Here is a 14,444-nt window from a genome sequence, read left to right as displayed (position 1 = left end):
CGCTCCTTAAGCCTGGACCTGGTCCAGCCGCAGCTGGCCGCCTACGCCCACATTTTCATCTCCGTGTTCCTTAATAATGACGATGGTCTTCACGTTCACTCCGGCCAGTACCCGCTCCGCTGTAAGCTGGATGTTGCGGACAAGGGCACGCTTGGCTTCCACAGGTTTGCCCGGGGCTGTGTACACGAAGAAGGTAATCTCCTCGTAATCCTTCGGCGTGCTGTTGCTGCGCGGAAACTCCTGCAGGGTGATGGATTTCAGATGGGGCGGAAGCTGCAGTGATTCCGTTACGGCGGTGCCGATTTCCTCTACAAAACGTTTTTTGTCAGCCTCATTCAGGGATGTGTTTGCCAAAACGATTACAGTTGCCATTTGGATCAGTTCTCCTTTTTTTATATAAGATTTTAGTAGTGCCGGATTATGAGTTGTAAGGTTTTTTCACACCGCTATAGGTTTCTAGCAGCCATTCCGCATACTCCTTGGAGGACAGAATGTTCACAGCCTTATCCAGCCATTCCTTGTTTTGTTCTTCCGTGTCTTTATTGATAGCGAGAACGATACCCCCGTACTGCTTGTAAACCTCTGGGGTTTCCTGAAGCAGCGCCGTATCGATGGTGACCTCGGGATCTTTCATTTGATACACGGTAATGGAGGGAGCGGTCATGGCATCCAGGTCAGCAAATGCGCCTACCCGGCTCCGGGGATCAATTTCTACAAAATTGAGCTTTTTCTTGTTTTCCGTAATATCCAGCAGGGTTGGCAGATCTACACCCTCACGGAGCTTGATTAGACCGTTGTCGGCAAGCAGCTGCAGTTCCCGGGCCCGGTTGGCAGAATCGTTGGCGATGCCGATTTTGGCACCTTCAGGAAGGCTGTCTAAGCTTTTGTGTTTTTTAGATACAAAAACCACAGGAGTCGTATAGATATTTGGACCATAGGTAATCAGGTTGGTACCATTGCTTTGGTTGAAGCTGGTCAGGTACTTCTCATTCTGAAAGTAGTTGGCGTCAATTTCGCCTTCCGCTGTGGCATTGTTCAGCGCGATGTTGTCGTTAAACACCTTCACCTCAATGTCATAGCCTTCGGTCTTCAGCTTTTCGGCCACGTAATCGATATCCGGCTGCTCACGGGCGATAACCCCGATGACGATTTGTTTGGACTGGTCACCGGAGGCGCTTTTGCCGCAGCCCGCCAACACCGACAGGGAAAGGACGATGACCAGCGACAGAGCGGTGAAGGACATTTTTTTCATAAAAGCATACCTCTTTTCTTGGGATTGGTTTGGAATAAAAGCTTATTTTAGCTTTCGATAAAGAAAATTGCCGCCGAACTGGATGAACTGCACAATAACAATGAGAATGACCACAGTGCTGTACATGATGGTATCGTTGAAGTTCTGGTAGCCGTAGGTCAGCGCCACCGCTCCCAGTCCTCCAGCGCCCACTGTGCCGGCCATGGCCGTAAAGCCGAGCAGGGAAACATACCCTAAGGTCAGATGGGATACGATGGACGGAATGGATTCACTCACAATGACATGGAATGTAATTTGCCAATCAGAGGCACCAAAGGATTTGGCTGCCTCGATGAGGCTGGGATTAACTTCCTTGAAGCAGCCCTCCAGAAGTCTGGCGATGAGCGGAGAGCCCACAATAGTTATGGAAAAAATAGCCGCCGTGGTTCCGATGGTCGTGCCCACCACAAGCCGTGTCAGCGGAATGATGGTAATAATAAGAATGATAAAGGGCACGGAGCGAAGCACGTTGATAATGGCGCTTATGGTTTCGTACACTAACCGGTTGGGTCTGAGCCCGTTCACATCGGTGGTAATAAGAATAAGCGCCAGCACAAAGCCGAAGAAGGTGCAGGTGACGACTGTGCCGCCCAGCATGATAAGCGTTTCGCGCAAGCCGGGCAAAATGATGCGGTCCAAAATGGTCTGGAAATCGTACTGGTAAATTACACTCTCCTCCATTCTGTACTCGTATCCTCAAGAAAAGTCTGTGCCTTGGGGAAGTCGTCCTTGTCCACCGCAAGGGTAAAGGCTCCCGCGATGCTCTCCGCATACCGGTCAAGCCCGCCCCATACAACCTCGAAACGGATTCCCGTAGCTGTGGCGAACCGTGACAGCAGATCATTCTGACCTGGCCGCTGTACGATCTCGAACACTACCTTGTCTTCCGGCTGCCCCGTACCGGGCAACCCGAGAAGCTCGTCCAGCACCTCTGAGCGGCCCAGGAAAATATCCTGCACGGAACCCGATACCTTTAGCTCCCCTTTGCTCAAGAGAGCCATATCGGTGCAGACCTCCTTCACTACCTCCATCTGGTGAGTCACAATCACGATGGTAATGCCCAGCTCCCGATTGATTTTCTTCAAAAGCGCCAGGATGGATTTTGTAATATTGGGATCCAGGGCGCTGGTGGCTTCGTCACACAGCAGAATCTTCGGATTCATGGCCAGGGCTCTGGCAATGGCTACCCGTTGTTTCTGGCCCCCTGAAAGCTGGCTGGGCCGGGAGTGGATTTTGTCCGACAGCTCCACCAGCCGCAGAAGCTCGTGAATACGCGCATCAGCCTCCGCTTTCTTGTAGTTGTAACACTTCATCGGAAACATGATATTTTCATAAACAGTCTTCCGCTCCAACAGGGAAAACTGCTGGAAGATCATGCCGATGCCGCTGCGGAACTTGCGGAGTTCGGCACCACGCAGCCTGCTGATGTCTGTACCGTTCACCCGCAGGGTCCCCTGTTCGAAGGTTTCCAGCCCGTTGATGCAGCGCAGCAGGGTGGACTTCCCGGCGCCGCTTATACCTACAAGACCATAAATATCTCCGTCCCCGATGGTTACATTAATGCCCGAGAGTACAGGCTTGTCCCCGAAGGATTTGTATAACTCTTTGATTTCGATCATGGCAAAACCCCTTTCACCGTAACAACCGGATAACCAGACAACATGGAACCTTCTGCAGCTTTCCGGGGAATAAATCTTGCCGAAACCGTCCTTTTCCCGTAAAATTATATCGATCTAATTTTGTGAGAAAAAAATTTTTGTTCCGTCCGGAAATAATAATCTTAAATGCATATAAGTTTACTGGGGATAATCGTAGCAGGTGCCTGTGAGCCTGTCAATACTAAATATTATCTGTTTGAAATGTATGCTATACTATTGTAAATTTATCCGGATAAAGGAAATGAATCGTACGGAAAAAGGAGGAATGCGGTTTGGCTTCGCGGGACAAGCGGGTTACCCTTCAGGATGTGGCCGATGATGCCGGGGTTTCCCGGGCGACAGCATCGCTGGTCGTCAGAGGAAGCAAGTCTATTAAGCCCAGCACCCACAAGAAAGTAATAGAATCCATCGAAAAGCTCGGCTATGTGTATGACAGGGTGGCGGCGAGCTTCCGCTCCCAAAGCTCTTCCACGGTGGGAATCGTGATTACCGATTTTGAAAACCCCTTCTATCATCAGATGTTAACGAAGGTCGAGGATATGCTCTATGAACAGCAGTTTACTTTCCTGCTGGGCATGTCCTCCGAATCCCGGGAAAAGCAGGAACGGGTGCTGGAAACGATGCTAGAGCACCGGGTATGCGGGATTATTCTGACTCCGGTGGTCGACACCCAGCCGACTCTGTTCAACAAGCTGCGCGCCTTGCAAATACCGGCGCTTCTCATGGGGCGGGAGGTGGCGGGCTCCGGCGCGGATTATGTGGGAACGGATTACAGACTAGGCTCCCAATTGGCTGTCCGGCATCTGGTAGAGCAGGGACACCGGCGGATCGCCTATATCGGTGGTATGCTTCCCGGCAATACAGCCTACCAGGAACGGATAGACGGCTACTGCAGCGCCCTGCAGGAATACGGCCTGGAAGTGGACCCCAAGCTCATTATACCTACCCCGCTGAACCGTGAGGGAGGAATCCGCGCCATTCAGGAGGTGCTACAGCTGGAGAACCCGCCGACGGCCTGCTTCTGCCATAATGATATTATTGCCCTTGGCGTCACCATCGGCTTGCGGCTGCAAGGGTTTATTCCAGGCGAGCATATGGCCATTGTGGGCTTTGACAATATTCTGGAGACGGAAACGGTGGAGCCTAAGCTGACCACAGTATCGGTCTTTCATGACCAATGGGGCGTTGAGGCGGCACGGCAAATGCTGGACAGGATCGGAGGTTTGCAGAGCGATCCGGTCAAGATCATTATCCCGCCTAAGCTTATTGTCCGGAAATCCTCCGTTTGCTTCAAGGGCCTGCCGAACTTGAAGGCCTGAGTCCAATCCCAGGCGGGTTTGACACACTCGGAAGATACCATTTCCATTTTGCAGTATAATAGGATGGAAAATGGAGGGAAATGGCGATGAACGATGCGATATTGATTATAGAAGATGAAGCAGGAATTGCCTGCATGCTGGAACTGCTGCTGTCCAGGGAAGGGTATTCTTCCGTCCTTACCGCTTCTACCGGGGCGGAGGCGATGAGCCTGATGGACAGCCGGGAACCGGATATAATTTTACTGGATGTGATGCTCCCGGACTGTAACGGCTTCGAGCTGTGTCTGGAGCTGCGCAAAAAAACAAACGCCCCGATCTTATTCCTGACTTCGCGGGCTGCCGATTATGACAAGCTGACCGGATTTGCGATGGGCGGGGACGATTATATCACCAAGCCGTTCAACTCCCTGGAGGTGGTGGCGCGGATCAAAGCCCAGCTTGCCAGAAGAAGACTCTATCAACAGGAGGCTCCAGCTGCCTGTTACACTTTTGCTGATTTTGAAATCAGCAAGGATACCGGCGGGCTGACGGTACGCGGCCAGCAGCTTCACTGTACGGCTAAGGAGTTTGCGCTGCTGCTGTTTTTTGCCGAGCATCCGAGCCGGCTGTTCACAACGGCCCAGCTCTATGAACAGGTCTGGGGTGAAATGCAGCTGGGCGATGAGAAAACGGTTGTTATTTATATTTCCAAAATCAGAAACAAAATAGAGCAGGACCCGAAGCAGCCTCGTTACATTGTCAATTTCCGTGGGTTAGGCTACAAATTTATTCCGAACCCCGTACCGGCTGGTCAAATATGAAAGGGATCGTTCGTGTTGGCTTGCGGCTGCTGCTTTTTTTGCTTGCCCTGGGTATAGGTGTTATCGCCGCCTGGCTTGTTCTGTTTATCCTTTTTATTTTTATCCGGCAAATGGTTCCATGGCTGAAGGGAATTGAGTACATACAGTTTCAAATCTGGAGTTTCCTGATCGTGTGCTTGGCTGCGCTTGTTTTCTATCTGTGGAGCCTGACGAAGTCGATTTTTTATATGCTGAACTGGTTGAAGCGGCTGGCACAAGGTCAATATGATGAACCTTCGCGGAGTAATTGGCGCGGCCGCCCCATTCCCGGGAATCAGCTCACGCTGCCTTATACTCTCTTTAAAGAAATAATCGGGCAGTTGTCCACATTGACCCTTGCAATGCAGCGTACGGAGAAAGAAAGACATGAATTGGATGAGAAGCGCAAAAGCTGGATTGCGGGCGTGCGGCATGATCTGAAAACCCCGTTGGCCTATATTCGCGGTTACAGCTCCATGATTGCAGCCGCTGATCAATATGCGTGGTCTACTGCAGAAATAATTCAGTTCGGCTCCTTAATGGAACAAAAGACGATCCAGGTAGAGCAGCTTATTGAAGATATGAATGCTTTCTATCAGCTGGACGGCAGCGAGGTTCCGCTCTCGCGGGAGTCTACGGAGATGGCAGGGTTTATCAGGCAGATCGTTACCGATGTCGCTGATCATCCGCTGGCTGCACAGCATACCTTTGCCTTCAATACCGACGGGGAGAAATGTCTTGATATCGACCAACGCATGATTCGGCGGGCACTGCATAATTTGCTGTGGAATGCCGTGGTTCACAATCCCGCGGGGTGCCACATTGAAACCGGGCTACGCTGGGATCAGTACGGACTGACGGTTGAGATTCGCGACAATGGGACGGGAATCGATGCGGCGGCGTTAGAGCGGCTGAACGCTGCGGAGGACAATATGCTGTCGGCGCGGGCCAGACTTACGGGCTCCGGCCTGGGCATGGTGCTGGCAAAGGGTTTTGTAACAAGGCATTGCGGCAAAATGGCTGTACATAGCAAACCGCAGCAAGGAACGCAAATCACACTTTTTTTTCTTTATTGAATGCAGGCCGGACATCCACTTTTTTGTGGTGTTGGCCTGTTTTTTTACTTAATTTTTACTTTTCTTTACCCCGCTGCTACTTCCAGCGCCTATTATTGTCTTTATATCAAAGATATGAGGTGACAGGAGATGCCACAACTTATAGTGGAGACAAAAGGGCTGACCCGCCGCTTCGGCGAGCAGGTGTCGGTGAATGAGGTAAACCTGGAGGTTCCCGAGGGGAAAATATACGGTTTTCTAGGGCCGAACGGTGCAGGGAAAACTACAACGATCAAAATGCTGCTGGGTTTGCTCCGGGCCGATAGCGGGACGATCCGTATTTTTGGACAAGAGATGCCGGGCAACAGTCAGGAGATTTTACGCAAGGTAGGCTCATTAGTAGAGAACCCATCCTATTACGGGCATTTGACCGGGTACAAAAATTTGAAAATACTGAGCACACTGCTGAAGCTGCCTGACCGGCGCATCGGTGAGGTGCTGGAAATTGTGCGGCTGACATCAAGCGCGAACCGCAAGGTGAGCGGATATTCCCTTGGCATGAAGCAGCGGCTCGGCATAGCAGCAGCCTTGCTGCGGGATCCGCAGCTGCTGATCCTGGATGAGCCGACCAACGGCCTAGACCCGGCCGGTATCCAAGAAATACGGCATCTGATGCTGTCACTGGCCCATGATCAGGGAATGACGATCATGCTCTCCAGCCATCTGCTGAGCGAGGTGGATACGATTGCAGATGAGATCGGAATTATCAGCAGCGGCAAGCTGGTCTATCAGGGAGCATTGGAAATGCTGGAGCGGCGCAGGGGAAAAGTCATGGAATTTGCAGTGGAGCGCCCGGAGGAAGCGCTTCGCACGCTAATGCTGCAAGGATTTGCCGTGGAGCGGGAAGGAAATATGCTGTCAATTTCGGCAGAGAATGTCAGTATGTCGCAGGCAGAATTGTTCAAACTGCTGGGCCCTTACGGGATTATGAATGTACGGGAAAACAGCAAATCGCTGGAAGAGCTGTTCATGGAGTTGACCGGAAAAGGAGTAAGCTTATGATGTGGCGGGCCCTGCGGGCTGAAGGCATGAGGCTCAAACCTGCGGCCCGCTGGCTGCCGGTTATCAGCGCCGGGCTGTTCATCGCATTTATGTCGCTGGAATGGTATCTCTATTTCAAAGGCCCGGCAGGTGTATACAGCGTATTTAATGTGATGTATATGTTTCTAGGTTTCGTATTGCTGCTAAATACTGCGTTATTCACGGGTATGATTGCCGGTTTGGAGCACGAATCCAATAGTTGGAAGCAGCTGCTGACCTTGCCTGTTTCCCGCTCTGTTCTTTATTGGGCCAAGGCGCTGTGGGTTCTTTTCCTGCTGTTGTGTACGGCCTTGCTGATTATTGCCGGCCTGACCCTGCTCTGGATTTGCTACACTTCAGAACCGCTGCCGTTCCAGCTTCTAATCAAGCAAATTATGTACAGCTTTCTCGCATCAACTGCGGTGCTGGGGCTGCAGATGTGGCTGTCTATCCAATTCTCGAACCCGGCCATTCCGATGTCCATCGGCTTCCTGGGCGCTGTTTCTGGCCTATTCATAGCGCGGGACAGCGGAGCAGCATTATGGACCTGGCTGTGGCCATGGGCCTATCCGACGATGTCCAGTCCGTTCATGGCATATCCCGAGAGGTGGATTGGCATCAGTGCAGGCCTGGGAACGGTGCTGCTAGCCGCCGGGGCCTTGCATTTTAAAAACAAACAATTTTAATTAACAGGGGTGTGATTATGGAAAATTTGATGAAAGCCGAACGAATGAAGCTGCAGTATCCCGTCATCTTCATCCTGTTCCTCCTCGGTGCGCTGGGAACTGTGATGCTCGGAATGAATAGTTTAAATTCGGAAAATTTTGTCGGTTTTTTTGAGCGCGGATGGAAAACCTTTTATCTGCATATGGCCAGCTTTCACGGTTTGTTTTTTTATCCGCTTTATGCCGGGGTATTAGCTTCTTTTATTTGCCGTTATGAGCATACAAACGGGGGCTGGAAACAACTGTTTTGTCTGCCCATTCCCCGTTACCGTGTCTATTATGCCAAATTGGGAACGCTGATGCTGCTGATGGGGTTGATTCAACTGCCTTTTGCCGGATCATATCTGCTCGCGGGAGTACTGCTTCAATTGGGGAACGATTTGGATTTTACCGAATTGATCATCGGTACGGTTGGGGGATGGCTGGCCATACTGCCGTTTGCGGCGCTGCAGTTATGGGTGTCCATGCGCTTGAAGTCGTTTGTTTCCTCATTGATTTTATCGGCTTCGATCGTGATAGCCAACATTGTGCTTACCGGGCTTCATGCCTCGATCGGTGCCTGGTTTCCTTCTACAACGGCCTACTACGCGATGTATCCAAGGGGGACGGCTTTGTCGCCCCGGCTGGATGTGATCCCGTTCATTCTCATTGTGGCCGTAACCTCTGCTGCTTACATCTGGGCGGGACGCCGTTCTCTTATGCACAGGGCCTAGCTATAGACAAATCTTAACCGGAGAATGTACTGCTGCAACCCGATAATTGGAGCGATATACATGATACTGTAAATAGGAAAGAGGGGAATATGAACCCCTCTTTTTTGTCCTGTTATCGTACAATGTTGATTTATTGAACAAAAATATGAACGCCGTCTAGGTTTACGTGGTCATATCATTGTTGTACTAAATATCCGATAGTTCAGCTATTCTGCTTGCAGTGTTGGACTATGAAAGAACATCCGCGTCTGCAGTTGGTCCTTCTCCCCCCTTACAGCCCCAATCTTAATAATCAATAAGCACCTGACGGAAATGGTAGATCGCCTGCTTCTCAGGTTACGATCTTAATTTACTACAGATGAGGCGGGAGTATTGGATTGGTCCAAGGGTTACGATTTCATATGACGTTAACATCGCGAATCGGTTTTTATTTGATAATTTGGCACTTTGCTTCCAGAAAAAATAGTGGTAACATGGAAATTATTTAAAAAAATAGAATAATAGAGGTGAAAGGAGCTTGTATTCAGTTCGGAAGGCATCTGAAACGAATCAGTTTAACCAACATATTCCATCGACGGTCTCCCTGATTTGGACTCAGCTTCGCCCAAAACAATGGAGTAAAAATTTGCTAGTTTTTGCTGCTCTTCTTTTCTCTATCGATAGGATGGAGATAAGTGAAATAGCCCTCTCCACTATCGGTTTCGTTCTTTTTAGTTTGGTATCGAGCACCATTTATATCATCAACGATTTCATAGACCGCGAAGCGGATCGCGTCCATCCGACCAAATGCCACCGTCCGATGGCATCTGGACGACTCAAGCCTGCCTTGGCCTTGTCCGTCGGAGCTGTACTACTTTTGTTTGCGTTACCAGTCTCCTGGCTATTAAATCCGTTATTCACGCTTCTCCTTGTAGTGTACATTCTGCTAAATATTTCTTACTCTCTTTATCTGAAGCATGTGGTCATCGTAGACCTGATGATCATCGCGTCTGGATTCGTGTTGCGCGCCATTGCGGGAGGATTGGTTATCAAAGTACCATTAACGCCATGGTTTCTTCTCTGCACGCTGCTGCTATCTTTGTTTCTGGCCATTGGAAAAAGAAGACACGAGCTAATTCTGCTTCACGAAGGCAAAGGTACGCACCGCAAGGTGTTGGAAAGCTACTCCGTGCCATTACTGGACCAGTTAAACAACATCGTCACTACAGCGACTATTATAAGCTACTCGCTGTTTACCTTTACTTCGGGGCACACCGTTCAGCTGATGTGGACAATCCCTTTCGTCATTTACGGGGTTTTTCGCTACCTTTATCTTATTCATATCTGCAACAAAGGAGGTTCGCCTGATCGCGTTCTATTTGAGGATAAGCCGATTTTAATCACAGTCATGCTTTATGCGATTAGTGTTGTTGCCATCCTCATGATTTTTGAAACTTGACCGAGTTCGGGAGAATACTTTTATGAAAACAAAATTTGCTTTTTGGGATGTTGATCACACTTTGCTTCGCGGGGATTCCATGCTGCTCTTTTTATGGTATGGACTTCGTAAAAAACCACTGACCGCTTATCGGATTGCCGTAGTGCTGTGGAGAACCCTATGCTACAAGTTCGGATTAATAACCGCTGAGCAGGCCAAGGCCGCATTCTTTTACGCAGTCAACGGTTTTTCTGACTCTGATCTGGAACATTTTTTTGATACCCAGCTTCGAACACGTATCTATCAGGACGCTTATGAGGAACTCCGCCGATTGAAAATGGAGGGTTTTCGAATCTTGCTCGTGTCAGCTTCTCCCTATGCATACCTGAAGTTTTTCAAGAAACTTCCGGAGGTCGATTTCGTAATTGGAACGGAACTGATGAGAAAAAACGGTTGCTATGTTCCACTTATACAGGGACTTAACTGCAAAGGGGAAGAAAAAGTCGAACGGATAAGGCGCTATTTAGAAGATAAGTGCCAAACTATTGATTTCGAGAACTCATGCGCGTACTCTGATTCGTTGTCAGATCTGCCTATGTTTCGTCTGGTCCGTAATCGGTATCTAGTAAACGGCCAACATCCTGAATTAGAGGCTCGCCAATGGGACAATGTGAAAACACCCTATCTACATGCAGGGAAAATATATATGGTCCTCTCTGCATTTTTGACGGCAACGGGCCAACTGTTTTGGAAATGGGGATGGGATGCTATATCTTACTTTGCTCTCGGTTTTCTTTGCTATGGGGGTGGGGCTTTTTTTATGATTCGCAGTCTTTCGCTAGAAAAACTCTCTGTGGCCTACCCACTGATGTGCCTCAGTTATTTTTTTGCACTGGGTTATGGGTATTGGATACTTCATGAGCCTATAACTTGGGATAGGTTTTTGGCCGTAGTGCTAATGGGAATCGGGGTGTGTCTGATATCGTATGAACGATAAATGGAACGTCGTCGTCCTCGTCGTCATGACTCTATTGGGATCGCTCGGAGGAGTGTTGTTCAAGCTTCGCTCCGTTTGGGGAAAGCCGGTATATCTACTTTTCGGCACCCTTCTGTATGGACTCGGTGCACTCCTCAATATCTATTTATTGAGGTCGTTGCCTTATACGGTGGTCATGCCTGCCAATGCATTGACCTTCCTCTGGACACTCCTGTTTGCCAAATACGTCTTCAGGGAACAGATTGGAGCAGCTAAGATTACAGGTGTTATCTGTATCGGGATTGGCATATGGCTGCTGGCAAGGTGAGTGATTTCAAAATTAAGTTTATGAAATGAGGTTGAATCATCACGTGATCCGTTACCTATTGCAAGACCGGACCGACAATAAAACCGCACTCGGTCTGTTTATCTTTTTTGTCGTCCTATACATCGCAATTAATACTCCATTTCTGCTACTCATGGATCGTCAAGCCAGCCTTATAGCCGCTCACAATCCATTTTATGGCGTAAAATTTGGGCTCAACCTTTTTAACTTTGATCCTTCCATGTATTACGGTTACGATAATGTCTCTGTCATACATCCCTATAAAAATATCATTGCGGGTCCCCTTGGTGCTCTGGCTAATAACGGTCCGGGTAATAGCTTGTTCCTCATCGTTCAATCCGTGCTGAATGCAGGAGGGACAGCACTTCTGTACTATATCTCACGACGGCAAGGAACGGGGAGAGGGCCATCCGCTCTGATTGCGTCCTTATTTGGCATCAGTTCTTATTCTCTCTTCACATCGTTCATTCCGGATTCTTATCCGTATGCGCAATTTGGACTGGTTATCTCGGTATTTTGTCTCCAGTATTACCGTGACAGTAAACAATCTCCGATATTGCCGGTAGCCATATTGGGAATAGTGAACTTTGGAATAACGGCTACAAACCTCATTCCTTATGCAGGTGCATTAGTCGTACAACAAATGGGACGCCGGGTCCGGGATGCTGTTCGAACTCTGCTGTTGGTTCTGTGTTCTTTTATTCTACTAGCTATCCTCCTCTTGTTGATTCAACTGCTGTTGCCGGGCGGTGTCACCTGGGTCTCTCATTGGCAGGACGGATTAAAAAACGGAGGGTTCAGTTATATCGCCCCCTTTTCCTTCTCCCACCACTGGAAATCCATATATATGTTGGGGATTAGTCCGCTGCTAACTCCCGACGTGACCCTGGTCCATAAAGGAGTTGCTGCTATTGCGACTGACTTGTCGCAGTCCTATCCTATATATGTGTCTGTGATCGGATTCCTATTTCTCACCAGCGCGTTAGCGGGATGGATATTGGGAATCCGAAAGCGGGAAGGTTGGATTCCGATAATGTTCATCGGTTTTGCCTTCTGCCTTCACGTAATTGTGGGTTACGGACTGGCAACCTTCAACTATGACCTATATCTGTACGCTGGTCATTTCTGGTTTGCCTTCTTCCTGCTGATTTCTGTGTCTGTGAGGTCCATCAGCAATACCAAACTGTATAAAGCCATCGTTGGGCTACTGGTGGTGGTTGTGCTTGTAACTGCGGGACATAACCTTCTACATCATGCCCGGGTGCTAAAAGCTGTTGAGCAGGGATATGTTACACTGTCTGAAGAGAAGTAGGCAATGAAGAAAGACAATTCAAATCTAGCCCGTTTTAAGTACTATTGCGAAAATATCAAAAAAACCAATCCCACTATCTAAAATATATTTTCAAATCTATCGTCGATCTGGATCGCAAACTCAAAACCGGACTCAAAAAAAGTCTGAGGGGTCTCCGGTAGATTGAAAAGCAAGTCGAAGATGACGATTCGGTAAAAAGCGAAGTGACTCGAGATTACTTAGCAGTCACTCGCTCGCTTCTTCTGGAGGAGGGAAATCCTACACTGGATTTGCCCAGGGTTTCGGATTTATGAGAAAAGCGAGCCGTGAAACGGTAGCAGATTCTGATTCAGGAAACCTCACAGGTACTTGCCCTGGACACGGACCTTTTACCTGTTATGATTTGCCCTGGGGCCCTCGCGCGAATAACGACCATTAACGTTTTTTTCGTCAAATGAAAACGAAATATTGGCGAACTACGGGACACCGCAGTTGGAACGAACATATCCTCCGCTGCGGTGAGTTTGGTGTTCGTCGATGATGCCTTAAGACCGGAGCATCTGTTGACGAGGCTACAACAAGTTCCGTATGAGGCGTTTGACAAGGAACAACGCCGCTGGGCGAAACTACGAAACGTCTTTAACGTACCTCAAACAGATTGAAAAAAAGCTGTGTTAGTAAATCACTCAATCGTATGAAAAGTGCTTTTTATAACTCTTTTATAAATAAAGGAAATTTATGGTTGACAGTTATTTGGGATAGATTTACATTATTGGTAGTGAATTGTAAAAGTAATCACAAAATTTATTTAGGAGGATTACTATGAAACGTACAACGAAAACAGTAATGTCAACAATTCTAGCTGTTGCAACAATCTTTAGCGCATCGCCAGTATTTGCTTCCAGCGCAGCTCCTAAGGAGCTTACTCCAGTCTCGGGCATTATTACTCCTTTCGATGTTGATTACCCTTTTGATCAGATACGAGTTCTTGGAAATCCTGGAGCTAATAGAACTTTTAACGTTAAAGCCAATTATGGCTGGGTAAAAGTATGGGTTGAAAATAATGGGAATGACACCATCACTGTTACAGTTACTCAAGGTACAGTAGCCGGGACCCAAAAAATGCAATTTCAGGTTCCTCCAGGTGAACACGATTTTAGAACTGCAGATGTCCCTTGGTCATCGGGAAATCATGTTGTTAGTTTGAGTCCGTCTCAGGGTAATCCAGTAAACGCTAAACTTTCTGTTAAGACTGCAACTTCTGAGCCTGAACTCTAAGTTAATCAGACCGCGTCAAGGACGCTTTGGAAAGAAAAGATTAAGCAGACGGGGCATACATGAAAAAAATCATTCCTGTATTTCACTAGGCCCACTGGATAAACAGTTTTTCATGAAAAGAACGTGAATCCAAAAGACGACGATTATTCTGATTTCACAGAATGAACCGTCGTCTTTTCGCTTGCTCTCCCCTTATGTGGCTCCTGTTTACTCCATCAGTTTCAATAATCGTTTTCAATTGACCGTGAATATCGCCATGGCCTCCTGAACCTCCATTCCTAACAGCCCCCGACTCGTGACTTTGTGCAGCATCAGGAAACGCCCGTCCTGTTCAATCAACGCGAGAAGCGTATAGAGTTGGACCAGTAGTTTTAATTTATAAATATTTATAAGAATGTTCAACAACGGGTAACAAACGGCTTCAGGGTTACCCTTATTCTTTTTCAACGAGGGTAGATGTATATAACCATCCGGCTA

The 14,444-nt window shown here is 48.3% G+C and carries 16 protein-coding genes; 11 read left to right on the top strand and 5 right to left on the bottom strand.

Features of this window, described 5'->3' with window-relative positions; translation table 11 throughout:
* Positions 1–6: 6 nt before the first annotated feature.
* Genes NYE29_RS06050 through NYE29_RS06035 form a run of 4 tightly spaced genes read right to left on the bottom strand, consistent with a single transcriptional unit; the run spans position 7 to position 2,910 of the window.
* Positions 7–372: a tautomerase family protein gene (locus tag NYE29_RS06050; RefSeq protein WP_340894855.1), complete on the bottom strand. Its 366-nt coding sequence runs from the start codon at positions 370–372 to the stop codon at positions 7–9.
* Positions 373–418: 46 nt separating this feature from the next.
* Positions 419–1,252 (bottom strand): MetQ/NlpA family ABC transporter substrate-binding protein, encoded by an 834-nt coding sequence (locus NYE29_RS06045; protein ID WP_340894854.1) that lies wholly within the window; start codon positions 1,250–1,252, stop codon positions 419–421.
* Between the two features lie 42 nt (positions 1,253–1,294).
* Positions 1,295–1,972 carry a methionine ABC transporter permease gene (locus tag NYE29_RS06040; protein ID WP_076110250.1) on the bottom strand — a complete coding sequence of 226 codons (678 nt, stop codon included), beginning with the start codon at positions 1,970–1,972 and terminating at the stop codon, positions 1,295–1,297.
* The gene (locus NYE29_RS06035) at positions 1,957–2,910 is read right to left on the bottom strand and encodes a methionine ABC transporter ATP-binding protein (protein WP_340894852.1); all 954 of its coding nucleotides are present in this window, start codon (positions 2,908–2,910) and stop codon (positions 1,957–1,959) included. The genes NYE29_RS06040 and NYE29_RS06035 overlap by 16 nt, the downstream gene beginning before the upstream one ends.
* A 311-nt stretch (positions 2,911–3,221) precedes the next feature.
* Here NYE29_RS06035 and NYE29_RS06030 point away from each other — a divergent pair, with 311 nt between their 5' ends.
* From NYE29_RS06030 to NYE29_RS05980, 11 genes are all read left to right on the top strand, one after another.
* Positions 3,222–4,268 carry a LacI family DNA-binding transcriptional regulator gene (locus NYE29_RS06030; RefSeq protein WP_052091801.1) on the top strand — a complete coding sequence of 349 codons (1,047 nt, stop codon included), beginning with the start codon at positions 3,222–3,224 and terminating at the stop codon, positions 4,266–4,268.
* A gap of 86 nt (positions 4,269–4,354) precedes the next feature.
* The gene (locus NYE29_RS06025) at positions 4,355–5,068 is read left to right on the top strand and encodes a response regulator transcription factor (protein ID WP_340894850.1); all 714 of its coding nucleotides are present in this window, start codon (positions 4,355–4,357) and stop codon (positions 5,066–5,068) included.
* Positions 5,065–6,162 carry a sensor histidine kinase gene (locus tag NYE29_RS06020; RefSeq protein ID WP_076110253.1) on the top strand — a complete coding sequence of 366 codons (1,098 nt, stop codon included), beginning with the start codon at positions 5,065–5,067 and terminating at the stop codon, positions 6,160–6,162. The genes NYE29_RS06025 and NYE29_RS06020 overlap by 4 nt, the downstream gene beginning before the upstream one ends.
* Positions 6,163–6,291: 129 nt before the next feature.
* Positions 6,292–7,203, top strand: coding sequence for an ABC transporter ATP-binding protein (locus NYE29_RS06015; RefSeq protein ID WP_076110254.1), 912 nt, complete (start codon positions 6,292–6,294; stop codon positions 7,201–7,203).
* Positions 7,200–7,907 (top strand): ABC transporter permease, encoded by a 708-nt coding sequence (locus tag NYE29_RS06010; protein ID WP_076110255.1) that lies wholly within the window; start codon positions 7,200–7,202, stop codon positions 7,905–7,907. The genes NYE29_RS06015 and NYE29_RS06010 overlap by 4 nt, the downstream gene beginning before the upstream one ends.
* A gap of 17 nt (positions 7,908–7,924) precedes the next feature.
* Positions 7,925–8,659 carry an ABC transporter permease gene (locus tag NYE29_RS06005; RefSeq protein ID WP_340894846.1) on the top strand — a complete coding sequence of 245 codons (735 nt, stop codon included), beginning with the start codon at positions 7,925–7,927 and terminating at the stop codon, positions 8,657–8,659.
* Between the two features lie 565 nt (positions 8,660–9,224).
* The gene (locus NYE29_RS06000) at positions 9,225–10,097 is read left to right on the top strand and encodes a decaprenyl-phosphate phosphoribosyltransferase (RefSeq protein ID WP_340899625.1); all 873 of its coding nucleotides are present in this window, start codon (positions 9,225–9,227) and stop codon (positions 10,095–10,097) included.
* A gap of 22 nt (positions 10,098–10,119) precedes the next feature.
* Positions 10,120–11,073: an HAD-IB family hydrolase gene (locus NYE29_RS05995; protein ID WP_340894844.1), complete on the top strand. Its 954-nt coding sequence runs from the start codon at positions 10,120–10,122 to the stop codon at positions 11,071–11,073.
* On the top strand, positions 11,063–11,380 hold the full coding sequence (locus tag NYE29_RS05990) for an EamA family transporter (RefSeq protein ID WP_340894841.1): 318 nt from the start codon (positions 11,063–11,065) through the stop codon (positions 11,378–11,380). Before NYE29_RS05995 ends, NYE29_RS05990 begins: the two co-directional genes overlap by 11 nt.
* A 43-nt stretch (positions 11,381–11,423) precedes the next feature.
* Positions 11,424–12,710 carry a hypothetical protein gene (locus NYE29_RS05985; protein ID WP_340894838.1) on the top strand — a complete coding sequence of 429 codons (1,287 nt, stop codon included), beginning with the start codon at positions 11,424–11,426 and terminating at the stop codon, positions 12,708–12,710.
* An 801-nt stretch (positions 12,711–13,511) separates the two neighbouring features.
* The gene (locus NYE29_RS05980; RefSeq protein ID WP_340894836.1) at positions 13,512–13,967 is read left to right on the top strand and encodes a hypothetical protein; all 456 of its coding nucleotides are present in this window, start codon (positions 13,512–13,514) and stop codon (positions 13,965–13,967) included.
* A gap of 234 nt (positions 13,968–14,201) precedes the next feature.
* Here NYE29_RS05980 and NYE29_RS05975 read toward each other — a convergent pair whose 3' ends face one another.
* Positions 14,202–14,414, bottom strand: coding sequence for a hypothetical protein (locus NYE29_RS05975; protein ID WP_340894834.1), 213 nt, complete (start codon positions 14,412–14,414; stop codon positions 14,202–14,204).
* Positions 14,415–14,444: the final 30 nt, after the last annotated feature.

The organism is Paenibacillus sp. FSL M7-1046, from assembly GCF_038007405.1.
Lineage (GTDB): Bacteria > Bacillota > Bacilli > Paenibacillales > Paenibacillaceae > Paenibacillus_AQ.
Note: the sequence above shows the minus strand (reverse complement) of the source record. Positions and strands in the feature narration are given on the sequence as shown.